Annotated in this window: 25 protein-coding genes; 7 read left to right on the plus strand and 18 right to left on the minus strand. The window is 60.8% G+C overall.

The window, feature by feature from the left end; genetic code table 11:
* Positions 1 to 38 precede the first annotated feature (38 nt).
* Positions 39 to 1,052 (minus strand): tRNA dihydrouridine(20/20a) synthase DusA, encoded by a 1,014-nt coding sequence (gene dusA, locus FHT29_RS33590; RefSeq protein ID WP_168601154.1) that lies wholly within the window; start codon positions 1,050 to 1,052, stop codon positions 39 to 41.
* Between the two features lie 142 nt (positions 1,053 to 1,194).
* Between dusA and FHT29_RS33595 the strand changes: the two genes are divergently transcribed.
* Both FHT29_RS33595 and FHT29_RS33600 read left to right on the plus strand, forming a co-directional pair.
* Positions 1,195 to 1,890 carry a fumarylacetoacetate hydrolase family protein gene (locus tag FHT29_RS33595; RefSeq protein ID WP_168601155.1) on the plus strand — a complete coding sequence of 232 codons (696 nt, stop codon included), beginning with the start codon at positions 1,195 to 1,197 and terminating at the stop codon, positions 1,888 to 1,890.
* 16 nt (positions 1,891 to 1,906) lie between these two features.
* Complete coding sequence (locus FHT29_RS33600) at positions 1,907 to 2,437, plus strand: gamma carbonic anhydrase family protein (RefSeq protein ID WP_037202530.1); 531 nt, start codon at positions 1,907 to 1,909, stop codon at positions 2,435 to 2,437.
* 98 nt (positions 2,438 to 2,535) lie between these two features.
* Here FHT29_RS33600 and FHT29_RS33605 read toward each other — a convergent pair whose 3' ends face one another.
* From FHT29_RS33605 to FHT29_RS33615, 3 genes are read right to left on the minus strand one after another with little or no spacing between them, the layout of a single operon-like run.
* On the minus strand, positions 2,536 to 2,934 hold the full coding sequence (locus FHT29_RS33605) for a Fur family transcriptional regulator (RefSeq protein ID WP_037202531.1): 399 nt from the start codon (positions 2,932 to 2,934) through the stop codon (positions 2,536 to 2,538).
* A complete protein-coding gene (znuB, locus tag FHT29_RS33610; RefSeq protein ID WP_047556762.1) occupies positions 2,931 to 3,758 on the minus strand; it encodes a zinc ABC transporter permease subunit ZnuB in 828 nt (275 codons plus the stop codon). Before znuB ends, FHT29_RS33605 begins: the two co-directional genes overlap by 4 nt.
* Entirely contained in the window at positions 3,751 to 4,644 is an 894-nt protein-coding gene (locus tag FHT29_RS33615; RefSeq protein ID WP_047556484.1) for a metal ABC transporter ATP-binding protein, read from the minus strand. The genes znuB and FHT29_RS33615 overlap by 8 nt, the downstream gene beginning before the upstream one ends.
* A gap of 100 nt (positions 4,645 to 4,744) precedes the next feature.
* Here FHT29_RS33615 and FHT29_RS33620 point away from each other — a divergent pair, with 100 nt between their 5' ends.
* Both FHT29_RS33620 and zigA read left to right on the plus strand, forming a co-directional pair.
* Positions 4,745 to 5,707: a zinc ABC transporter substrate-binding protein gene (locus FHT29_RS33620; protein ID WP_047556483.1), complete on the plus strand. Its 963-nt coding sequence runs from the start codon at positions 4,745 to 4,747 to the stop codon at positions 5,705 to 5,707.
* A gap of 82 nt (positions 5,708 to 5,789) precedes the next feature.
* Positions 5,790 to 6,995, plus strand: a complete 1,206-nt coding sequence (zigA, locus tag FHT29_RS33625) for a zinc metallochaperone GTPase ZigA (RefSeq protein WP_168601156.1) — start codon at positions 5,790 to 5,792, stop codon at positions 6,993 to 6,995.
* Positions 6,996 to 7,181: 186 nt separating this feature from the next.
* Here the strand turns inward: zigA and FHT29_RS33630 are convergent, their stop codons facing one another.
* From FHT29_RS33630 to FHT29_RS33695, 14 genes are all read right to left on the minus strand, one after another.
* Entirely contained in the window at positions 7,182 to 7,904 is a 723-nt protein-coding gene (locus tag FHT29_RS33630; RefSeq protein WP_037202536.1) for a PAS domain-containing protein, read from the minus strand.
* Between the two features lie 271 nt (positions 7,905 to 8,175).
* Positions 8,176 to 9,108: a lipid A biosynthesis lauroyl acyltransferase gene (locus tag FHT29_RS33635; protein WP_168601157.1), complete on the minus strand. Its 933-nt coding sequence runs from the start codon at positions 9,106 to 9,108 to the stop codon at positions 8,176 to 8,178.
* A gap of 5 nt (positions 9,109 to 9,113) precedes the next feature.
* On the minus strand, positions 9,114 to 10,142 hold the full coding sequence (locus FHT29_RS33640; protein ID WP_037202538.1) for a zinc-binding dehydrogenase: 1,029 nt from the start codon (positions 10,140 to 10,142) through the stop codon (positions 9,114 to 9,116).
* Positions 10,143 to 10,299: 157 nt separating this feature from the next.
* Positions 10,300 to 11,586: a beta-ketoacyl-ACP synthase gene (locus FHT29_RS33645; protein WP_047556477.1), complete on the minus strand. Its 1,287-nt coding sequence runs from the start codon at positions 11,584 to 11,586 to the stop codon at positions 10,300 to 10,302.
* Between the two features lie 11 nt (positions 11,587 to 11,597).
* Positions 11,598 to 12,803, minus strand: coding sequence for a beta-ketoacyl-ACP synthase (locus tag FHT29_RS33650; protein ID WP_168601158.1), 1,206 nt, complete (start codon positions 12,801 to 12,803; stop codon positions 11,598 to 11,600).
* 43 nt (positions 12,804 to 12,846) lie between these two features.
* Positions 12,847 to 13,320, minus strand: coding sequence for a 3-hydroxyacyl-ACP dehydratase FabZ family protein (locus tag FHT29_RS33655; protein ID WP_037202542.1), 474 nt, complete (start codon positions 13,318 to 13,320; stop codon positions 12,847 to 12,849).
* Between the two features lie 122 nt (positions 13,321 to 13,442).
* Positions 13,443 to 13,721, minus strand: coding sequence for an acyl carrier protein (locus tag FHT29_RS33660; RefSeq protein WP_003502893.1), 279 nt, complete (start codon positions 13,719 to 13,721; stop codon positions 13,443 to 13,445).
* A gap of 228 nt (positions 13,722 to 13,949) precedes the next feature.
* Entirely contained in the window at positions 13,950 to 14,378 is a 429-nt protein-coding gene (locus tag FHT29_RS33665) for a L,D-transpeptidase (protein WP_037202544.1), read from the minus strand.
* Between the two features lie 121 nt (positions 14,379 to 14,499).
* Entirely contained in the window at positions 14,500 to 15,480 is a 981-nt protein-coding gene (cbiB, locus tag FHT29_RS33670; RefSeq protein WP_037202546.1) for an adenosylcobinamide-phosphate synthase CbiB, read from the minus strand.
* Positions 15,477 to 16,475: a threonine-phosphate decarboxylase CobD gene (gene cobD, locus FHT29_RS33675; RefSeq protein ID WP_168601159.1), complete on the minus strand. Its 999-nt coding sequence runs from the start codon at positions 16,473 to 16,475 to the stop codon at positions 15,477 to 15,479. The genes cbiB and cobD overlap by 4 nt, the downstream gene beginning before the upstream one ends.
* Positions 16,472 to 17,779, minus strand: a complete 1,308-nt coding sequence (locus FHT29_RS33680; protein ID WP_168601160.1) for a cobyrinate a,c-diamide synthase — start codon at positions 17,777 to 17,779, stop codon at positions 16,472 to 16,474. The genes cobD and FHT29_RS33680 overlap by 4 nt, the downstream gene beginning before the upstream one ends.
* Positions 17,776 to 18,624 (minus strand): uroporphyrinogen-III C-methyltransferase, encoded by an 849-nt coding sequence (cobA, locus tag FHT29_RS33685; RefSeq protein WP_034504456.1) that lies wholly within the window; start codon positions 18,622 to 18,624, stop codon positions 17,776 to 17,778. The genes FHT29_RS33680 and cobA overlap by 4 nt, the downstream gene beginning before the upstream one ends.
* Positions 18,625 to 18,923: 299 nt before the next feature.
* Positions 18,924 to 19,883 (minus strand): nucleoside hydrolase, encoded by a 960-nt coding sequence (locus tag FHT29_RS33690; protein WP_047556462.1) that lies wholly within the window; start codon positions 19,881 to 19,883, stop codon positions 18,924 to 18,926.
* A gap of 160 nt (positions 19,884 to 20,043) precedes the next feature.
* Positions 20,044 to 20,448 carry a cobalamin biosynthesis protein gene (locus tag FHT29_RS33695; RefSeq protein ID WP_047556760.1) on the minus strand — a complete coding sequence of 135 codons (405 nt, stop codon included), beginning with the start codon at positions 20,446 to 20,448 and terminating at the stop codon, positions 20,044 to 20,046.
* Between the two features lie 159 nt (positions 20,449 to 20,607).
* Here FHT29_RS33695 and FHT29_RS33700 point away from each other — a divergent pair, with 159 nt between their 5' ends.
* The 3 genes from FHT29_RS33700 to FHT29_RS33710 all read left to right on the plus strand — a co-directional run bounded on the left by FHT29_RS33700 (position 20,608) and on the right by FHT29_RS33710 (position 22,652).
* Positions 20,608 to 21,384, plus strand: a complete 777-nt coding sequence (locus FHT29_RS33700; protein WP_131511992.1) for a TSUP family transporter — start codon at positions 20,608 to 20,610, stop codon at positions 21,382 to 21,384.
* Between the two features lie 102 nt (positions 21,385 to 21,486).
* On the plus strand, positions 21,487 to 21,852 hold the full coding sequence (locus tag FHT29_RS33705) for a nuclear transport factor 2 family protein (RefSeq protein WP_047556459.1): 366 nt from the start codon (positions 21,487 to 21,489) through the stop codon (positions 21,850 to 21,852).
* On the plus strand, positions 21,849 to 22,652 hold the full coding sequence (locus FHT29_RS33710; protein ID WP_047556458.1) for a helix-turn-helix transcriptional regulator: 804 nt from the start codon (positions 21,849 to 21,851) through the stop codon (positions 22,650 to 22,652). Before FHT29_RS33705 ends, FHT29_RS33710 begins: the two co-directional genes overlap by 4 nt.
* Positions 22,653 to 22,667 lie beyond the last annotated feature (15 nt).

A 22,667-nucleotide genomic window follows, 5' to 3' on the forward strand; every position in this document is an offset into this window, starting at 1 on the left:
CCCTCGTGGCAAGGTGGCCCGAAGGCCCCTCGAACCCCTCAAGCGCTCGCCCGCTCACCCTCACCGGCGAAATCCACCGCGGCGAAAGCCGCCGCGATCACCTCCGGCCCGGCGCCCGGCTTGTTGGCGTCGGTAGACAGAATTTGCCGGTAGCGGCGCGAGCCGGGCAAGCCGGTGAAGAGGCCGACCATGTGGCGGGCGACATGGTGCAGGCGGCCGCCATTGGCGATATGACGCTCTGCATAGGCCATCATCCGGTCGCACAGATCGCTCCAATCGGCCTCAACGGCCGGATCGCCGAAGAAGCGATGGTCGACGTCGGCGAGGATGGCCGCATTCTGATAGGCGGCGCGGCCGAGCATGACGCCGTCGACATGGGCAAGATGCGCCCCGGCCTGATCCAGTGTCTGGATACCGCCATTGATGCCGATAAACACATCGGGCCAACGCTGCTTCATGCGATAGACGATGTCGTAATCCAGCGGCGGGATCTCGCGGTTTTCCTTCGGCGACAGGCCCTTCAGCCACGCCTTGCGCGCATGGATCCAGATCGCGTCGGCACCGGCGTCGAGCACGCGACTCATCAGCTCAGGCAGCGCCTCTTCCGGCTCCTGTTCATCGACACCGATGCGGCATTTCACCGTGACGGGAGCCTTCGATACCGCCTTCATCGCTGTGACGCAGGCAGCCACCGTCTCCGGCGTCAGCATCAGGCAGGCGCCGAAGGTGCCGGACTGCACACGGTCCGAAGGGCAGCCGACATTGAGGTTGATCTCGTCATAGCCATAGGCTTCCGCAATCCGCAGCGCCTCGGCAAGCTTGGCCGGATCGGAGCCGCCGAGCTGCAGGGCGACGGAATGCTCGCTCGCATCATGGCCCAGCAGCCGGTCGCGTGGACCGTGAATGATCGCATCCGCCACCACCATCTCGGTATAGAGCAGCGCATGGCGGCTCATCTGCCGGTGCAGATACCTGCAATGCCGGTCAGTCCAGTCGATCATGGGAGCCACCGCAAAGATCTTGCGGCCGTTTTTCAGCGCGTCGCTATACATGGGATACCTTTCTGCCCCGCGCTCTACACCAAAACCTTTCCGAAGGCCAGTTTTCCCGGCAGCGACAATGATGCTAGGTTGCCGCATGGAGTCGGAAGGCAGCACGCCTTTCCGAAAGCAATGAGAGTTTCGAAAAGCCCATATGAACGCCCCGCTTACGACAGTTATTCCACCACCCGCCGCCGTCCTCTTGCCAATCGAGGGTGAAGCCGAGCTCTTTCCGGTGCGCCGCGTCTATTGCGTCGGCCGCAACTATGCCGACCACGCCATCGAGATGGGGCACGATCCCAGCCGCGAACCGCCGTTCTTCTTCCAGAAGAATCCGGACAATCTGCTTGTTTCGAGCGATTTCCCCTATCCCCCGTTGTCATCGGACGTGCATCACGAGGTGGAGCTTGTCGTCGCGCTGCGCAGCGGCGGAGCCGACATCCCGGTCGAGCAGGCGCTCGACTGCGTTTATGGCTATGGCGTCGGCATCGATTTCACCCGCCGCGACCTGCAGGGCGAGGCCAAGAAGCTCGGTCGTCCCTGGGAGATCGGCAAGGCCTTCGAGCATTCCGCGCCCGTTTCCGCGCTCGTCCCGGCCACCCGCGTCGGCCACCCCGACAAGGGCGGCATCTGGCTGATGCGCAATGGCGAAGCGGCCCAAAGAGGCGACCTCTCCCAGATGATCTGGAAGGTGCCTGAGGTCATCGCCGAGCTGTCCAAGCTCTTCACGCTGGCGCCAGGCGACATCATCATGACCGGCACGCCCGCCGGCGTCGGTCCCGTTGCGCGTGGCGACAGGATCAGCTGCGCCGTCGACGGCGTCGCGACGCTGATGCTGAACGTCATTTGATCGAGGAGGACGAACCATGCCGCTCTACGCCCTTGCCGACCTGACACCGAAAACACCGGGTCCCGACCTTTATTGGATCGCACCGGATGCGAGCGTGATCGGCAAGGTCGAGATCGGCGAGGATGTCGGCATCTGGTTCGGCGCTGTGCTGCGCGGCGACAACGAGCCGATCGTCATCGGCAAGTCCACGAATATCCAGGAAGGCGCGATGGTGCACACGGATCCGGCCTTCCCGGTCACGATCGGCGAAGGCTGCACCATCGGCCATCACGCCATCATCCATGGCTGCACCATCGGCGACAACTCGCTGATCGGCATGGGCGCGACGGTGCTGAACGGCGCGAAGATCGGCAGCAATTGCCTCGTCGGCGCCAATGCGCTGGTCACCGAAGGCAAGGAGTTTCCGGACGGATCATTGATCGTCGGCGCCCCGGCAAGAGCGATCCGCACGCTGGACGAGGCCGCCATCGAAGGCCTGCGCCGCTCGGCCCGCAATTATGTCGCCAATTGGCAGCGCTTCGCCCGCGATCTCAAGAGACTGGATTAGAGCAATTCCAGGAAAAGTGCGAAGCGGTTTTCCGTCCGGGATTGCGCAAAAACAATAGCATAGAGCGGTAGGGCGATTCCGTGAAACGCGTAACCGCTCTATGCCGCGCACTTCGCGCAGTGACCGCGGATTTCGATGGTCGACTTCTCGGCTTTGAACTTCTGCGACTTCAGCCAATCCATCAGCCGGTGATCGACCTCATGATCGTGGAATTCGATCACCTGGCCGCAGCTTTCGCAAATGGCGAAGGCAACGAGGCCGTGACTGTGGCAGTTTTCATCCGGATGGGCGCAGGCGACGAAGGAGTTGATGCTTTCGAGCCGGTGCACGACGCCATATTCCAGCAGCTTATCCAGCGCGCGGTAGACCTGCAGCGGCGCGCGAAATCCCTGATCGCGCAGCTTGTCGAGAATGGTGTAGGCGCTGAGCGGCGATTCCGCCTTGGTCAGGACATCGAAAACCAGGGTCTGGTTCTTGGTGAGCATCGGAGTGGTCATGATGACTGTCCTCTCTGTTCCGCCGCCGGCGCGGCGCCCCTGCGAACGAGGGGCAGCAGACTGATGATAAACAGAATGAGCGCCGCAACCACGATGGACGGGCCGGAAGGCGTGTCATAGCGCAGCGATCCGAACAGCCCGCCGACGACGGCGACGGCACCGAGGAGCGAGGCAAAAATCGCCATCGTCTCCGGCGTCGAAGCGAAGCGGCGCGCTGTGGCCGCTGGAATGATCAGAAGCGCGGTAATCAGCAGGATGCCGACAATCTTCATGGCAATCGCGATCACCACTGCCATCAGCAGCATGAAGAACAACTTCGCACGCTCCGGCCGCAACCCTTCGGCCTCGGCCAGCTCGGGATTGACGGTGGATGCCAGCAACGGCCGCCACAGCCAGACAATCGCCGCCAGCACAAGGATACCACCGCCCCAGATCACCAGGATGTCGGACTGGCCGACGGCAAGGATATCGCCGAAAAGGAAGGCGATGAGATCGATCCTGACCCAGCTCATGAAGGCGACGATGACCAGGCCGATCGCCAGGGTCGCATGCGAGAGAATGCCGAGCAGCGCATCCGCCGACAGCGCCTGCCGCCGCTGCAGGAAGAGCAGCAGGATCGAGACGAGTGCCGCGACCGCGAAGACGGAAAGCGTCAGATTGAGCTGGAAGAGCAGCGACAGCGCCACGCCGAGCAACGCCGAATGCGAGATCGTATCGCCGAAATAGGCCATGCGCCGCCATATGATGAAGCAGCCGAGCGGCCCCGTGGTCAGCGCCAGCCCGACGCCGGCGAAAATGGCGCGCAGGAAGAAATCGTCAAACATGGCGTTCTCCCTCAGCATGATCATGGTCATGATGGTGCTGATGATCGCCGTGATCGTGGTCATGATCGCCGTGGTCATTAGGGTGATGGCGGTCGCCGGCGTGGCAATGATCGGTGATCGAACCATCGGCATGCTGCACGCGACCGTCGGGCAGATGCGTGTGGTCGTGATGGTGGCTGTAGATTGCCAGAGATTGCGCCGCGCGCGTGCCGAAGAGTTTCACATATTCGGGGCTCTGGCTGACCGTCTGCGGCGTACCGCGGCAGCAGACATGGCCGTTCAGGCAGACGACGGTATCGGTCGCGGCCATGACGACATGCAGATCGTGCGAAATCAGCAGGATGCCGCAGCCTTCGGAATTGCGGATCGACTTGATGAGGTCGTAAAGCGCGATCTCGCCGTTGAAATCAACCCCCTGCACCGGCTCGTCGAGCACCAGAAGATCGGGCTTGCGGGCGATGGCACGCGCAAGCAGTGCCCGCTGGAATTCACCGCCGGACAAATGCTGCACCTCGGCCTTGGCAAGATGCGCTATGCCGACCGCCTCCAGCGCCGCGCGCAGCTCGCTCTCCGGCAAAGGCCCCGTCAAGGTCATCAGCCGCTGCACGCTGAGCGGCAGGGTCCAGTCGATCGCAAGCTTTTGCGGAACATAGCCGACCTTCAGGCCGGTGATGCGATCGACACGCCCCTCGTCCGGCTTCAGCACGCCGATCGCCACCTTGGCGCTGGTGGATTTGCCGGAACCATTCGGGCCGATGAGGGTGACGATCTCACCTCGGCTCACGGAAAAATCGACGCCGCGCACCAGCCAGCGACCGTCGCGGCGGACGCCGACATCATGGAGCGACACCAGGGGCCGGCTCTTGCTGTCGATGGAAGAGAGCATGAAATTTCCAATTGCGCTATTGCGCCATGCTATCGCACACGTTATAGCATAACGCAATTGATGTAATAACATAACAGACCCATTCAAGGGCACTTATCGCATGAACGCCGCAAAAGCTTTCTTTCCCCTCGCCGCCTCTCTCCTGCTTTCAGGCCTGCTTGTCGGCACCACCGCAACTGCAGCCGATGCCCCAAAGGTCGTCGTCTCCATCAAGCCGGTTCATTCGCTTGTCGCTGCCGTCATGCAAGGGGTCGGCACGCCGGATCTCATCGTCGATGGTGCTGCCTCACCACATACCTATGCGCTCAAGCCCTCGAATGCCCGCAGCCTCCAGCAGGCGCAGGTGGTTTTCTGGGTCGGTCCGGGCATGGAAGCCTTCTTGCAGAAGCCGCTCGCCTCTCTCGGCTCCAATGCCACCGTCGTCGAGCTCGATCAGGCGCCAGGCATCACCAAGCTCAAGTTCCGCGAGGGCGGCGCCTTCGAGTCACATGACGACGGCGACGAGCCGGCCGCCGGCGAAGACCACGCACACGATCACGAAGAATTCGACACGCATCTCTGGCTCGATCCGCACAATGCGAAGGCGATGGTGGCCGAAATCACCACGTCGCTGGTCGCCGCCAACCCCGCCAACGCGCTGATCTATGAAGCAAATCAGAAGGCATTGAACGACAAGCTCGATGCCCTCGACACCGAAATTGCCTCGACACTCGCGCCGGTGAAGAACAAGCCCTTCATCGTCTTCCACGATGCCTATCAGTACTTCGAGCATCGCTACGGCGTGCGCGTTTCCGGCTCCATCACGGTAAGCCCGGAAACCATTCCCGGTGCGCAGCGCGTATCGGAAATTCACAGCAAGGTCGCCGATCTCGGCGCGACCTGCGTTTTCGCCGAACCGCAATTCGAACCAAAGCTGGTCAATGTCGTGCTGGAAGGCACGGCGGCGAAATCTGGTGTCCTGGACCCGGAAGCCGCAACGCTGCCGCAGGGGCCGGATCTCTACTTTACCCTGATGCGCGGCATCGCAAGCTCACTTAAAACCTGCCTTTCAGCGCAAGGCTGAACATCGCCGAAGGAAGCGGGCATACTGCTCGCTTTTTTCATCACAACATATGTAATGATATTACATTACAAAGGAAGTTGTCATGAACAAGAAGCTCCCGGTTACCGTCCTCTCCGGTTTCCTCGGCGCCGGCAAGACGACGCTGCTCAATCATACTCTCAACAACCGCCAGGGCCTGCGCGTCGCCGTGATCGTCAACGACATGAGCGAGGTGAATATCGATGCCGCGCTGGTGCGTGACGGCGGCGCCAATCTCTCACGCACCGAGGAACAACTCGTCGAGATGACCAACGGCTGCATCTGCTGCACGCTGCGCGACGATCTCCTGAAGGAGGTGCGTCAGCTCGCCGAGCAGGACCGTTTCGACTATCTGCTGATCGAATCCACAGGCATTGCCGAACCCCTGCCCGTTGCGACTACCTTCGAGTTCCGTGACGAAAACGGCCGCAGTCTTTCCGACGTCGCCCGGCTCGACACCATGGTCACGGTCGTCGACGCAGCCAATCTTCTGGCGGACTACGGCTCGACGGATTTCCTTGCCGATCGCGGCGAAACCGCGGGTGACGGCGACAACAGGACCATCGTCGATCTCCTGGTCGAGCAGATCGAATTTGCCGATGTCGTCATCCTCAACAAGATCGGTTCAGCCACCGCCGAGCAGCGCGACGCCGCACGCAAGATCATTGTCGGCCTCAATCCCGATGCACGTCTGATCGAAACGGATTTCGGCGCGGTCGAACCGACCGAAGTTCTCGGTACCGGCCGCTTCGACATCGATCGCGCCGAAACGCATCCGTTATGGTACAAGGAGTTGCACGGCTTCAAGGACCATGTTCCCGAAACGGAAGAATATGGCATACGCTCCTTCGTCTATCGCGCGAAGAAACCGTTCGATCCCACGAGATTCCAAGCCTTTCTCAATCGTTCCTGGCCGGGTGTCGTCCGCGCCAAGGGCTTTTTCTGGCTCGCGACCCGGCCTTACCATGTCGGCGAAATGAGTCAGGCCGGCGCGCTGGTCCGCACGAGCAAAATGGGCCTGTGGTGGGCCGCCGTGCCACAGGAGCAATGGCCCCGCGATCCGTCTTTCAAGCAGGCCCTGGCTCCCTATCTCGATCCGGTCTGGGGCGACCGCCGTCAGGAATTGGTCTTCATCGGCGCCGATCCCATGGACCGGCAGAAGATCACCGCGGAGCTGAATGCCTGCCTGGTCAAGGCGGACCGATTTACGCCGGAGCGCTGGCGAGACCTGCCGGACCCTTTCGCCAGTTGGAACGGGCCAGCAGCATGAAGAAGCCGAACGTGATCAAGTTCCGCTGCCACTGCATGGAATGCAGCAACGAGGACAAGCCCGAGGCCGGCGCTCCGAAGCCAATCGAACAGCGCCGGATCAAGAATATAATAGGGAAAACGGGTCAGATCTCCGCCTCGCGGCGGACTCGATCGAAAGATTGCTGACCGGGGCCTGAACGCGGGTTCAGGCTACCATCATGTGGGCGGGGACCGCGCTCACTTCATGCATGACCAGCAATGCGCCGATCACCTCGCCCTTGGTGCGAAGCGGTGTCATGCTGCAGTGAAGGACCTTGCCGGGCTCTACGGTATGATAGCCCGGATAGAGGCACTCGACCGCCTCGCCTGCGAAGCAGGAATCCAGCTTCGTCCTGACGCTGCTTTCGAAATATTCGGAACCGATGAATTCGGACATATGCCGTCCGACCAGTTCGATCGGCTTCGATTTCAGAAACTCCGAATTGGCAGCGTTGCTGTAGAGATAGCGATAATCCCGCGTAATGACGGCAACGCGATCCGGCAGACTGTTGAGAATGACATCGTTCAAGACGCTGCCTTCGTCATAGCCAAACAGATCGTCGCGTTCCTTTTTCTTCGACGAAAATGCTATCAAGACCTCGGCCGCAGCATCGCTCGCGCCGCCGAAATAGCGATCGATCAGCACGGACAGCGACGCTGAATTGCGTACAACCCGCGACCGATCGTCCGATTCTTCCCGGATGAGATTGTTCATGAACTGGAGCTGCATGTACATTTCAAGCAGGCTTGTGGCCCTAGAGGCCAAAATAGCCGCTATAAGCGGCTCCAATTCGCGATCAAGTGACGCTACAAGCTCATCGTCGCCAAGTTTTATCGCACGCTGAATCTGGTTACATTTCGTGGAGAAGGCATGAAAGAGTGCCAGCAAAATTGCCCTCCTGTCCCTGACCATAGTCAAACACCGAGGCCTCGTTTCCCGACGCTGACATGCCCAAGGATAATCAGTCTGGTGTCCGCATTCTCACCAGACTTTCTATCATGTGAATTAACATGACTTACCCTCACTTTCAATCCAGATGAGTGGAAGTTCTCGGAAAAGGCGAACTTTCTGAAATGAAAGGCTTACTGGGCCGAATGACTGTATGAAGCCTGGACCTGGAGAAACATAAGACCTGCTCTGGCACGAGCTTGGCAGAAGCCTAGAAGACAGTTTTCTTGATGTTCCAGCGATCATGATACCAGAGCCATTGCTCGGGATTCTCCCTCACCCAGCCCTCGACTTTGTCGTTCAACATCTGCGCCGTCGCCGGCAAATCGAGATTGCCCAACTCGTTGCGCGGCATCTCCAGCTTCGGCTCGATTTCCAACCTATAGCGGTTGCCTGGCAGGCGGATGCAACGAGCCGGATAGACCTCGCAGTTGAACTGACGCACGAGCTTCGGCAGAAGCGGATTGGTTTTCACCTCCCGACCGAAGAACAAGGTCTTCAAACCCTTGCGGAACTTCTGATCGACCAGCACGCCGACGCCACCGCCCGCTTCCAGTTCCCTGGCAAGGGCGAATGATGACCCCGCATGCGATGGTACGAGATTCCCCATGCGTTTCGCGCGAAAGTCAAAAACCTTCTTGGCGACATAGGGATTGTTTGGCGGGCGAAACAGCACCGTCACCTTGAGGCCGAAGGCAGCACCGGCGACTGGCAGCAACTCGAAATTGCCGGTATGGCCGGTAAAGACGATGAATGGCCGCGGGTTATCCCTGAGATCGAGAAAGATCGGAATACCCGAAACCTCGACGCGGCCCGGCTTGTCGCTATGGGGATCGAAATCGAAAAGCCGGTCGAGAAAGACATATTCCGCCGCGAGCCGTCCCATATTGCCCCAGCTCGCGAGCGCGATCTTCTCGATCTCCGCCTCGCTCTTTTCCGGAAAGGCGTTACGCAGGTTGGTCAGCATCAACGTGTGCCGGCGCATGCGCGGACCGATCTTGCGGGTCAACCAATCGGCAAACCTGATGCCGCCATCCGCCGGAAACAGCTTCAGAAAATTGAGGAAACCGAAGATGACCTGCGCCACCAGCCATTGCCGGAAATTTCTGAGCGAGAGGACGATCCGGGTGATGATGAGCTTCACGCGGCTCAATCCATCTTCAAGATGATCTTGCCGAAGATCTGGCGCGATTCCATCCGTTCCAGCGCCCGGTCGATATCGCTGAAGCTTACCTCGGTGTCGATCACCGGATGCACCAGGCCCCGCGCCATCTTCTGCATGGCGTTCGCCATGTTCTCCATGCGGCAGCCGAAGGAACCGAAAAGCTTCAGCTGCTGCTGGAACAGCATCATCAGGTTCATTTCGGTCGACACACCCGAGGTCGAGCCGCAGGTCACGAGGCGACCGCCGCGCTTCATGCAGAGCATGGAGCCAGCCCAGGTATCCTTGCCGACATGTTCGAAAACGACGTCGACGCCCTTTTTCTTCGTCAACTTGCGCACCACACCCTCGAAGCGGTCGGTGCGGTAATTGATGACATGATCGGCACCCAGCGCCTTGGCCTTCTCGATCTTGTCGTCGGAGCCGACTGTTGTGATGACGGTGCAGCCGATCTTCTTGGCAAGCTGGATAGCCGCGGTGCCGATGCCCGAGCCGCCGGCGTGAACGAGGATCGTCTCGCCCGGCTCCAGCTTGGCATTGTCGAACAGCATATGCTCCACAGTACCGAAGGTGACGGGGGCGAGTGCCGCGCCGATCGCATCGACGCCGGGAGGCGCCGGAACCAGCAGGCGCGCCGGAAGATTGACCTTCTCCTGTGCGAAGCCGTCGAGATGGAAGCCATGCACACCGCTGACATTCTCACAGAGATTGTCGCGGCCTTCGCGGCAATGACGGCAAAGGCCGCAGGTGCGCGCGCCATAGATCGAGACGAGCTGCCCCGGCAGCACGTTGGCCACGCCCGGCCCGATCGCCTCGACCACGCCGGCGGCTTCCGCACCGATGACAAGCGGCATCTTGCGCTTGGCAAAGGCCATGCCCCGCCATCCCCAGACGTCGATGTGATTGAGGGCAACGGCCTTGACGCGCAGCGTCACCTCGCCCGCGCCAGGAGCGTCTGGCTCTGGCAGATCGGTGATCTCAAGTTTGCGGTCGTCAACCAGTTGCAAAGCACGCATGACAAAATCCCTCGCCTTTTAGGCGTCCTAAGGCACGATCCCGAAAAGTGCGAAGCGGTTTTCGGACAAGATCATGCCACATCCAATAGTCCTGGAGCGAGGCGACGATTTGAAGATACGTCGTCTCGCTCCAGTGTCTTGTTCTTCAAAGGTCCGATTAAGCCGGTTCAAGCGCCATGACAAGGCTGGCATTCTGGCCGCCGAACCCGAAGGAGTTCGAAAGGATCGCCTTTACCTGTTTTTCACGCTTCTTGTTCGGCACGACGTCGAGAACGATCGACGGATCCGGATTGTTGTAGTTGATGGTCGGCGGCAGCGTGCCGGTCAGCATGGTCTGCAGCGAGAACACCGCCTCGACCGCGCCCGCCGCCGTCAGCGTATGGCCAATCATCGACTTGTTCGACGAAACGGGAATGGCCGAGAGCCGCTCGCCGAAGACAGCGGACATGGCGCCATATTCCATCTTGTCGTTTTCCGGCGTCGATGTGCCGTGGGCGTTGATATAGCCGATATCGCTCTCATCCATGCCGGCATCGGCCAGCGCCGCGCGAATCGTCGCGATCGCCGGGCCGCCGTCGGGCGAGGAACGCGTGCGATGGAAGGAGTCCGCCTTGTCGCCCGCACCCTTCATGATGCCGAGGATCTTGGCGCCGCGCGCAATCGCCGCCTCCAGCGATTCCAGCACCAGCGTCGCAGCACCTTCCGCTATGACGAAGCCGTCACGGTCCTTGCTGAACGGCTTGGATGCCTTGGTCGGCGGATCGTTCTGGGTCGAAAGTGCCGACAGCAGCGAGAAGCGGATCAGCGCCTCGGCGCTGAGCGACCCGTCGGTCGCAACCGTCAGAGCCCGCGTCGTCCGGCCCTGGCGGATCGCCTCGATGCCGAGCTGGATGGCGGTCACGCCGGACGCACAGGCCGTCGACAGCGTTATCGGCAGGCCGCGCGTGCCGAAACGGTCGGCAAGGCGCTCGGAAATGGCCCCGAAGAGCGCCGCTTCGTGGAAGACAGCATCCGGGCGCTGGCGCATGGCGGCCAGGAAACGCTCATAGGCGTCGCCCTGATGATCCGCCGGCGGCGAACGATCGGCAAGCTCGAAGCGGGCGCTCCATTCCGGCTCGATCGGAGGCGCGGCAAGGAACAGCGGCGCATCGAAATCACCGGAAATGCCGGCCTGGGCCAAAGCCTCAATGGTTGTCTCGCGTGCAAAGGCATATGAGCGTTCAACGGCATTCGGCGCCGGAATATCGATGAAATCCACCGTGCCGGCGATACGCGTCGAAAGCCCGTCCGTCGGGAAGCGCGTGATATTATGGATGCCGGAGGTGCCCGACGAAAGCGCGTTCCAATTGTCCTGCAGGCCCTGACCGAGCGAAGTGATGATTCCCATGCCGGTGACGGCAACGATGGGACGCCCCAGATGATCCTTGTAAGCGGATGCGGTCATGATCTTGTTCCTCACGCTTCGGCGGAAAGTACGGCGATGCCTTCGCCGCGCGCATGGCCGACAGTCGTTACCACAGCCTTGCGCGCACCGGCCGTCATCGGCTTTTCATTAGCGGCATCAAATGGCGGCACCTTGGCCTGATTGGCGAGGGCGAGCGCCGCGAAAGCAATCCCGAGCGGAAACTGGCTTTCAAGCCCATGGCCGGAAACTCCGCCGTAGCCGCGAATGGCCGAGGCGGGAAGCTGCGCCTCGAGAACGGCTTTCTCGCGCTGGGCAAGATCGGTAATTGCCGTCGTCCCGGAGAAGATGACGGTCGTATCGCCCTGGCCCTCTTTGGCTGATGTGAGCATGCGCTCCAATCGTGCCTCGAACCTACCTCCGTCACGGCTGCCGCGATCCCCCTCGATCGAATCGATGCTCGCATAAATATGCGCGCCGCGGCCTTCGGCATGGGCGCGGGATTCGAGCACGAGAAACGCGCTGAGCGACCCCATGATCATGCCGCCGCCATTGTCCGGCGTGCGCGACCACAGCGGATGCCATTCGCCGATGGCATGTGCATTGATGGATTCGATCAACAGGATCATGTCGAGCCGCTCGGCCGAAAAGGCGCCGCCGACCAGCGCATGGCTCGATTCACCCGACTTGATGCGATGGAAGGCGGTCTCGACGGCGGAAATGCCGGCGGCTTCCTCGCCCATGAAGGTGCGTGACGAGCCGGTGACCTTGTGGACGATCGAGATATTGCCGGCGAGCAGATTGGAAAGTTGTGCAAGAAACAAGGTCGGCCGCAGTTCGGTCGTCAGCTTCTCGTTCAAGAGCACTTCGCGATCGTTGCGGTTCAAGGCCTCATTGACGATCAGCGTATCGACATTGAGGTCGCGCTCGCCGCCGCCGGCCGCGACGATCATGTCCATGCTGCCGCAGGCTTCCAGATCTTCCTTGAAGCCGGCATCGTCCAAAGCCAGTCCGGCAGTGAAGACGCCGATACGCTGCCAGTTTTCCATTTGCCGCTGATCGCCGCGCTTCGGGATCTGCTGCGACCAGTCGATCTCAGGCAGCGGATGCACCGGATAGGGCTTGAATTTCTCGGTTTCCACGATGGTCGGTGGCGTCTTATCCGATGTCAGCAGGGCGACATGCGCATCCTTGCCGACACCCTGACAGGTGACGATGCCGATACCCGTGATCACCACATCATTCTGAGCCTTGCTCATTCATCAATCCTCTTAGAATGCGGCGCAATGCGAGCCGGCAGCATCAACCGTTGGCCGCGATGGCGTCGAGGAGACCGACCTCGCCTGCCCGCCTACGCACGATGTCGGCAAGCGGCACCTCATTAAACGGCACGGTGCGCAGCTTCAACTGCGCATCGCAGATCTTCTTCCCCGCAATGGTGATGCGCGCCTTGGTCACGGCGAAGCCGGAACCATCGTGCTCCAGCTCGGCCTCGATATCGAGCTCGGCTTCCGGCTCGACAAAGGTGCGCATCTTGGCGCCATCGACCGACATCAGAAACGGCATATAGGCGAACTTGGTTACCGCCAGCACCAGCATGCCCGAAGCCTGCGCCATGGTTTCGATCAGCAGAACGCCGGGAACAAGCGGCATGCCGGGGAAATGGCCTTCGAAAACTGGGCTTTTCGCCGGAACGACAGAATGAGCCTTCAACTGGCCCTTGGACAGATCGACGGACACGACCCTGTCGATCATCTGGAAATATTCCAGCAGCATCAACGCCTCCGCTCCAACCCGACAGCGCACGATGCTACGGGCGGGATACGCTATTTAAGAATGAAACCGCCCGGCCGCCATATTCAGGGGCGGCTGGGCGTCAAAAAATGCAAGAATGTTGCTCAGCCCTTGGCGGCGCGCAATTCATCGATCTTGGCACAAAGGTTCTTCAGCACGAAGTACTCTTCGGTCGAAACCTTGCCTTCATTGACTTCCTGCGTCCACTGCTCGAGCGGGATCTTGATGCCGAATTCCTTGTCGATGGCGAACACGATGTCCAGGAAGTCGAGGCTGTCGATGCCGAGGTCGTCGATCGTGTGGCTTTCCGGAGTGATCGTCTCACGGTCGATTTCGCTGGTCTCAGCGATGATGTCGGCAACTTTGTCAAATGTAGCAGTCACTGCCCATACCTCTTGAAATAATAATTCAATCCCCCTCATAGGGAAATCCAGTCCAAAAGCCAATGCTTTCCAATAGAAACCCCGGCAATTTGGCGGATGACTGTTGCGCAAACAGCAAAGGCAGTCCTCACGCCACCATCGGCCGGATCGCGGCCGACATGCGTGCAAGATGCGGCAGCATTACGGCTATACCAGCCCTTGCGAACAAATTCGCACGGTGTGAGACGCTCACTCGCTGATGACAATCCGCGTATTGCTGAGGCCTACATCCGCAGTCATGGAAAAGAAGGTTGCGGCATTACGGGTCTCCAGCCGCACGCAGCCGTGCGAAGCGGGCTGGCCGAGATGCCTCACCTCATAGGTGCCGTGGACAGCATAACCGCCATTGAAAAACACAGCATAGGGCATCGGCGCGTCGTCGTATTTCTTTGAGCGATGATCTTTCGAAAGCCATTTCGCCGTATAGGAGCCTGTCGGCGTGACATAGCCCCTACGCGCCGTCGAAACTTTCCAGCGATACTTGAAAACACCATCTTCCGAAACGGTCATTGTTTGCGACCGAAGATCGACCTTCGCGAGAACAGTTCCCGCTTGCACTGATCCAGCATGCAATTCCATACATAGACATACGGCTGCAGCCACAACGCTATATTTCATCTTATCCCCTCCGACCGTTTGCTTCCTTCCGAAGCAATTCAGACGATGGGAAAGCCTAACAGGCCGTCAATTATACCATATTAATACATATAGTGAGCAATTCATTAATATAGATAGTCGCTCACAGCAGCAGCAGGAAGCCCAAAAAGGCTAAAAGCGTCAGCATTGAGCATGCCGAATAGAAGATCGAGATTCCTGCTTCGATGTCGCTGACGGTGGCCGTGTCACGGCCCGCGCCATTGATCATCGGCTCACGCACGACCTCACCACCGTAGATCCGCGGACCCGCAAGCTGAATGTCCAGGGCGCCGGCCATCGCCGCTTCCGGCCTGCCGGAATTCGGCGACCGATGCAGCCCGCCATCCCGGACCGCGACTCGGATCGCATTTCCGAGCGCCGAGATCCCGCGCTTGACGAGGGCGCCGACGGCGATCAGCAGGATCGACAATCGTGCGGCCGGCCAGTTGGCGATATCGTCCAAACGGGCAGCCGCCCGTCCAAAGTCGACATAGGTCTCCGATTTATGGCCAATCATCGAATCAGCTGTGTTGAGCATCTTGTAGAAAAACAGGCCCGGCAGGCCGAAAATGCCGTACCAGAGCGCCGGCGCCACGACGCCATCCGAGAAATTCTCGGCAAGGCTTTCGATCGCCGCCCGGCAGATGCCAGGCTCGTCCAAGGTTTCGGGGTCGCGGCCGACGATGCGCGACACCGCAAGACGGCCGCCCTCCAGGCCGTTGCTCCGCAACGCCCGCGAGACCTCGCCGACATGATCGGCCAGGCTCTTCTGCGCCAGGAACACCGCAACCAGCGCGGCTTCGACCAATATGCCGAGCCAGCCGAAGAAGGCGAGCAAGCCGTGGATCGCCCAGCCGACGATAACGGCTCCCATGAGCAAGGCGATGATCGACATCATACCGTTGCGGCGGCGAAGCACGCCGGGCAGATGTTTTGCATTGAACCGGCTGTCGAAGGACGAAATCGCCTTGCCGAACAGCACGACCGGATGCGGCACGCGCTGCCAAAGCCAATCGGGATCGCCGACGATGCGATCCAGCAGCAATGCAAGCACGAGAATGAGCAAATGTTCGTCGGCGGTCATGTCGAATAATCCTCTAGTGCCCCGGCGAGTCTGTGATCTGCCTCCTCATCCGGAGCAAGACCGAAGCGCAGCCAATTGCGCGCATAATCGAACTTGCGGACCAGAATATGGTGGCGGCAGAGATGCTTATATATGCCTTCTGCGCGGTCGTCCGCAACCAGCGCGAACAAGGCCGTGCCTCCGGCAACATGCAGATGGAACCTATGGAGAGCCGTCTCCAGCGCACGGCGCCTTTGTAAAATACGATCGCGCACGGCGCTCGTGTCGCGCTCCATCAACGAGGCAGCGATCGACAGCGCCGGACCGGACACGGCCCAGGGACCCAGCCAATCCTCGAACTGGGCGGCAATCGACGCTTTGGCAATCAAGAAACCCAGCCGCAAACCGGCCAGGCCGAAGAATTTCCCGAATGACCGGAAGATGATGAGGCTGGGCATGGAGGCGGCATATGGCGCAAGGCTCGCCTCAGGTTCGATATCGCCAAAGGCCTCGTCGACCAGCAGGATACCATCCTGCCGGCGTTGTCTGTCGTGCAAATCGCGCAGCTGATCGACTGACAGCCTCCGCCCATCCGGATTGTTGGGATTGACGACGACGACGAGCCTGTCTTCAGCAGTAAGATCAGCTATCCCCGAAACCTGGCGTACAGGCAGGCCTGCGAGTGTGAAAGCCCGGACATATTCGCCATAGGTCGGCGACAGGATCGCAACGCTGCCGTTGGGCACAAGCCTGGGAAGCAGCTGAATGACCGATTGCGTACCGGGAACGGGCAAGGGCAGGATATCGCCGCTGCGGTAATAGCCCCTCGCCGCCTCCCGCGCACGCTCCTGCAAATGCTGGTCCGGCAGCCGGTGCCAGGCCGAAACGGGCACCTCCGGCAGGGCGACCGGGTTGGGGTTGATGCCGGTCGAGAGGTCAAGCCAGTCTTCCGGGCGTCCGCCATACTGGCGAGCCACCGCGGTGATGCCGCCGCCGTGGACGATCCTGCTTGTCATGCCGCGTCCCCGGCAAGATCGATCAGGTGCATGTAGGAACCCGCGACATTGGCGCGCTGAAGACCGGCCGCGCCTAGATCGGCGCCAAGCGCATCCCTGACCGCAAACAATCGATCCGCCTCGCCTTCCGAAACGATGGTCGAATAGTGAAACTCATGCGCCGTCATCGGCTTTTCGAAGAAGGAGCCGGCAAGCGGCGTTACGCGCCGGTAGCCCAGATGGCGCTGTCGCTTTTCGTAGCTGGTCACGACTGGCAGGAGACCGAGCATCTCGTGGCGAGCCCCGGCCGCATCCACCAATCCGTCGCCAAGCACCATGTAGCCGCCGCACTCGCCGTAGATTCGCGCCCCGCGCGCCGCTGCATCCCTCACGCCGGACTGGAAATGATAGGCGTTCGCAAGCTTTTCCGCATGCAGTTCGGGATAGCCGCCGGGAAGATAGACGGCGTCAGCGTCAGCCGCCGGCCCCTCGTCCGCCAAGGGAGAGAAGAAGGAGATCTCCGCGCCGCGCCGCCGCCAACCGAGCAGCATATGCTCGTAGCAGAAGGCGAATGCGATATCGCGCGCCACCGCGATGCGCTGCCCGAACGGCATCAGTCGCGCGATGTTGGCTGTCGATGGACGCACGACATTCTGTTGCGCGGCGCGCAGCAACAGCTCGAAATCGCATGCCTTGGACACGATGCCGGCGGCAGCCTCGATAAAATGCTCCAACGCGGCATGCTCCCCCGCCTGCACCAGCCCGAGATGCCTTTCCGGCAGAGCGAGGCTCGCCTCGTTGCCGATGACGGCGAGAACCGGCATCCGCACCGCGTCCAGCGCCCGGCGCAGCATCGACTCATGCCTTTCGCTGGCAACACGATTGAGCACGACGCCGGCGATGCGGATATCGGCACGGAAATTGGCAAAGCCGCTGACAAGAGCCGCGACCGATTGCGACATGCGCGAGGCATCGACAACAAGCACGACAGAAAGACCGAGGAAGGCCGCAAGATCGGCTGGCGTGCCGGAGCCGTCAGCGGCACCATCGAACAGACCCATCATGCCTTCGATCACGAGCATCCGCGCACCGGCCCTGTGAAGTGCCGAATTGGCGGATATGAGTTCGGCGTGCATGGCCCAGGGGTCAAAATTGAGACAAGGCGAACCCGCTGCCGCAGCATGAAAGGCAGGATCGATGTAGTCGGGGCCGGCCTTGCCCGATGCGACTGCGATACCCCTCTGCCGCAACGCTCTCAATAGGCCAAGGGTGAATGTGGTCTTGCCGGAGCCGGATGCCGGTGCGGCAATCAGGAGGCCGCTCATGCCGACACCTTATGTCCGTTTCCAGCCCGCACCTCCGTGACAGGCACAAGCTTGCGTCCTGAGAGAGCGCCGAGCCAATCGAGCGAGGGCCGCAATCTCACCACGTCGCCGACGACGACGATCGCAGGAGGTTCCAGACCGGAGGCTTCGATATCGGCAGGCGCGCGTCCGAGCGTCGTTTCCAACACCTGCTGGGAGGAGGTGGCGGCATTGCAGACGAAAGCAACCGGCTCATCCACCGAACGGCCGGCCGCGATGAGATTGGCGCTGATCTGGGCAATATGTTTCATCGCCATATACATGACGATAACAGGCGATCCCTTGCCGATCGCCTCCCAGTTGATGGCGTCAGGCACGACGCCGGAAGAATCATGGCCGGTCAGGAAGGTAACGGCGTGGTTGATGTCGCGATGGGTGACGGGAATTCCCGCATAGGCAAGCCCGCCGATGCCGGCCGTGATGCCGGGCACGATACGGAAGGGAATACCATGTTCCACAAGCATCAGCGCTTCCTCGCCGCCACGCCCGAAAACGAATGGATCGCCGCCCTTCAGGCGCAAAACGCGCTTGCCCGCGCGCGCCAGCTCCACGAGACGCAGCGAAATGTCTCGCTGCTTGGCCGACGGTTTGCCGCCGCGCTTGCCTGCATATTCCAGCACCGCTCCCGGGCGGGCAAGCTTCAGGCAGTCTTCATTCACGAGCGCGTCATGCACGATGATATCCGCCTCGGCCAGCCCCTTGGCCGCCAGCAGGGTCAACAGCCCTGCATCTCCCGGCCCAGCGCCGACAAGCCAGACGGAGCCCGGCTCAAGCGCCGGCAGATTCGAAAATGCGGTATCGTTCATCCCATTTGTCCTATGCCCGGATCGCCGAAATTGCAATGTTGAGAACGGGATAAGACGGCGGCCGCTGACGTCGTTTCCATCGCTAATACTAGGGCACCGAAACCCTCCGCATGGGTGACGGCGCGCTATGGGCTTTTCTAGCGGCGACAGGAAACGGAAAAAACACCTCGATCGAAGGCATGGTTTCCGGACTCAATCTGTCCGGAAACTCAAATAACCATATGATAAGCTGATGGAACGGCTGTTCCGCGGAAAAAGGGATAGCGAAGGGGGCACGCGATCGCCCCTTCGCGTAAGGCTCAGTGTTTCCCCTCGTCCAGGATCACGTCACGGATCAGATCGACAACCTGCTGCGACCGAATGCCCGTGCAGACGATCTGACTCGGCAGACTGTCCCAATCGCCCGGCGGGAAGTGACGGCCGTTCGGCTTGATAATCGTTTGGCCATCGGCAATGCCGCCGCAGACGACGCGCACCGACCCCTCGATCGTGTCGAACAATTCGGGAGCCACGACATAGACGCAGGCGCAGCTGTCGTGGACCATCATGCCGTCTTCGACCAAATGGCTGTAGAAATCGATATAGGATTGCGACAGGTCGGAGAGCAGCTGCACGGACGGCCCGCCCGCCTTTGCCATGTCGGCCAGATAGCTGCGGCCCATCGTCGTCGCACCAGTCACATCGAGACCTACAACGACTACTTTCCAGGATGCCGTCATGATCAGATCGGCAGCTTCCGGATCGCCATGGATATTGGCCTCAGCCACTGGTGACACATTGCCCGGCACATAGAAATTGCCGCCCATGATCACGACGCCCTTTACGAGCGAGGCGATTTCCGGATCGTGTTTCAGGGCCAAAGCAAGATTGGTCATGCGGCCTACAGCAACCAACGTCACCTCGCCCGGATTGGCGCGAACGGTATCGATGATGAACTGATAAGCCGGCCGCGGATCGGTCGGCAGATCGATGGTCTCAGGTACGGCGATATTACCGAGACCATTGTGGCCATGAACGATGGTCGGCCACGGCCGCTCCTGCCGCGAGGGATCGAAGGTGATGCTGGCGCCGCGGGCGACCGGGCATGGAATATTCCACTCGCGCTTGAGGAACAGCGCGTTGCGGGTCGTCGTATCAACCGAGGCGTTGCCGAAGACCGTCGTGACGCCGAGAAGGTCGATACCCGGGTGACGGTGCAGGAAGAGAAGCGCCATGGCGTCGTCGACGCCCGGATCCGTATCGTATATGACCTTATGCATGAGTTTTCCTTGATAACATACTGATGAAACTTGATCTTTAAGCAATACCGCTACATCCGAGATCATGCTTGAGTTACCGGCATACACGAGAACCGAAGTGGGTGAAATACGGCCACGATATCGCACATACCGTTTGCACGCTGTGAGCAGCGGCTAGCCTTCAGCCGATCCTAGCGATCGCAGCCGTGGCAAACGCTGACTTGATCTTGGGAAGCACGAGCTCGGCATCGGCGCCGGCAGCCGCCAACGCCGCCGCCTCGGCAACGCCATGACAACCGACATGAGCAAAAACCAGCTCGGACGGGTTCTTCAGGCGGGGCGTCTCCCGCTCCAGCGCGGCCACATTGAAAAAACGCACCGGCAGACGAAAATGCGTGGCGACCTCGAGGATGGCAGGCTCATCGATGCGCGTATCGATCGAGACGACCGCCAGCAACTGCTCGCTTCCGATTCCAACCTCGTGCAAGGCTCGTTCAGCAAGCATGCGCACGTCATTCCAGTCCGTGCCGCGCTCGCAGCCCAGACCAAGAACATAGCGGCGGGGGCAGCCGGCATATGTCGTCATACTCAATCCTCCAGCGGCTGCAATCGACATCACACATCTACCCACCCGTCCCCGACCCGTCAATTTCACCTGGTGTGTCTCGCAGGCAATTGCCTTGGCGCGACCGGAGTGCAAGAAGGCGCCTTGATTTCATGCCCTAGAGTCCCTGCCTTGCAAGACATGACATTTCAACTGCTGCTCCTGCTCTTTGCCGCCGCCTTCTTCGCCGGTTTCGTCGATTCCATCGCCGGCGGCGGTGGGCTGGTCACCGTGCCCGCCATGTTGCTGGCCGGCATTCCACCGCTGCAGACGCTCGGCACCAACAAGGTGCAGTCGATCTGCGGCGCGGCCTCGGCGACCATCGCCTATGCCCGGCAGGGACATGTGCAGCTTCGCGAACAGCTGTCGATGGCGCTGATGGCCGTGATCGGCGGCATGCTCGGCGCGATGCTGGCGACCATCATGCCAAGCGACGTGCTGCGCATCACCCTGCCCTTCCTTTTGATCGCCATCGCACTTTACTTCGCCGTCAAGCCCAACCTCGGCGATGTCGAGAAGCATCGCCGCATGAGCGCGAGGCTATTCGGCGTAACCCTCGTGCCGCTGATCGGCTTCTATGACGGCGCATTCGGGCCCGGCACCGGTTCATTCCTGATGCTGGCCTTCGTGACCCTCGCGGGTTTTGGCCTGCTGAAGGCAACGGCGCATACGAAGCTGCTCAATTTCGGCTCGAATCTCGGCAGCATGATCGTCTTCATCTTTTCCGGCGTCATTCTGTGGAAGGTGGGCCTCATCATGGGGCTTGGCCAATTCCTCGGCGCGCAAGCGGGTTCGCGGCTGGCCATGCGCATCGGCGCCAGGCTGATCAAGCCATTGCTCGTCGTCGTCTGCATCGCCTTCGCGGTCAAGCTTCTTGCAGACCCGACCCATCCCGTGCGGATCTGGCTCGGGCTGTAACAATCGGCATCTTTGATTACCTCCGACGTAATTGATAGTGGTTTGGAGCTCGCCCATGATCGCCCTGCCTGAACGGTTCAGGCGATCCAAAGGAGTTGACCGATGACCGATGCAACCGCCATTGCCGAACGTTATATTGCCATCTGGAATGAGACGGATTCCGAACGCCGGCGTGCCCTTATCGCCGAAGCATGGACCGAAAGCTGCAGCTATATCGATCCACTGTTGCGCGCCGGCGATCGCGAGCAGATCCACGCGCTGGTCACGGCAGCGCACGAGCGCTTCCCGGGCTTCCGCTTCACATTGATCACGGACGGCGACCGCCATGGTGACAATCTCCGCTTCTCCTGGGGCTTCGGCCCGGCTGACGCCGAGCCGCTGATCAAGGGCACGGATTTCGCCATTCTCGAGGGCGACCGCCTGAAGTCCGTTCACGGCTTCATCGATCAGCTGCCGGTGGCCGCATGATGACGACGGCCCGCTCTCTCGGCGACCATCTGCGCGAATGGCGGCAACGCCGCCGTTTGAGCCAGCTGGAATTCGCCCTCGAAGCCGACATCTCACAACGACATCTCAGCTTCATCGAGAGCGGGCGCTCGCTTCCCAGCCGCGAGATGCTGATGCATCTCGCCGAACGGCTCGGCGTGCCGCTGCGCGAACGCAATCCGATGCTTCTGGCGGCAGGATTTGCGCCCGTGTTTCCCGAGCGCAAGCTGGACGACCCCGCACTTGCACCGGCATGGCGCGCGATCGATATGCTATTGAAAGGCCACGAGCCCTTTCCGGCGCTGGCGATCGACCGTCACTGGACGCTGGTCGCCGCCAACGCCGCAGTCGCGCCGCTTCTTGCCGGCATCGCCGATATCTCGCTCGCCAATCCTCCTGTCAATGTGCTGAGGCTCAGCCTGCATCCAGATGGACTGGCGCCCCGGATCGTCAATCTGCCCGAATGGCGCAACCATCTGTTGGAGCGCTTGCGCCAACAGACCACCGCGACAGGCGATCCTGTGCTCATAAAATTGCTGCAGGAGCTTTCCGCCTATCCCGCGCCGCCGGCACAGAAATCTGGCCCCTCCGACCGAGATTTTGCAGGCATCGCGGTGCCGCTTGAGCTTCTCACCGAAGCGGGCCGCCTCTCCTTCATCTCGACAACGACTATCTTCGGAACGCCAGTCGACGTGACTCTATCGGAGCTGGCAATCGAATCTTTCTTCCCCGCGGACCCTGAGACCGCCGAATTGCTGAAGACGATGATCCCCAGCAGCTAGCAGCGGCCTCGCCGC

The organism is Rhizobium sp. SG741 (assembly GCF_012275435.1).
Lineage (GTDB): Bacteria > Pseudomonadota > Alphaproteobacteria > Rhizobiales > Rhizobiaceae > Rhizobium > Rhizobium lusitanum.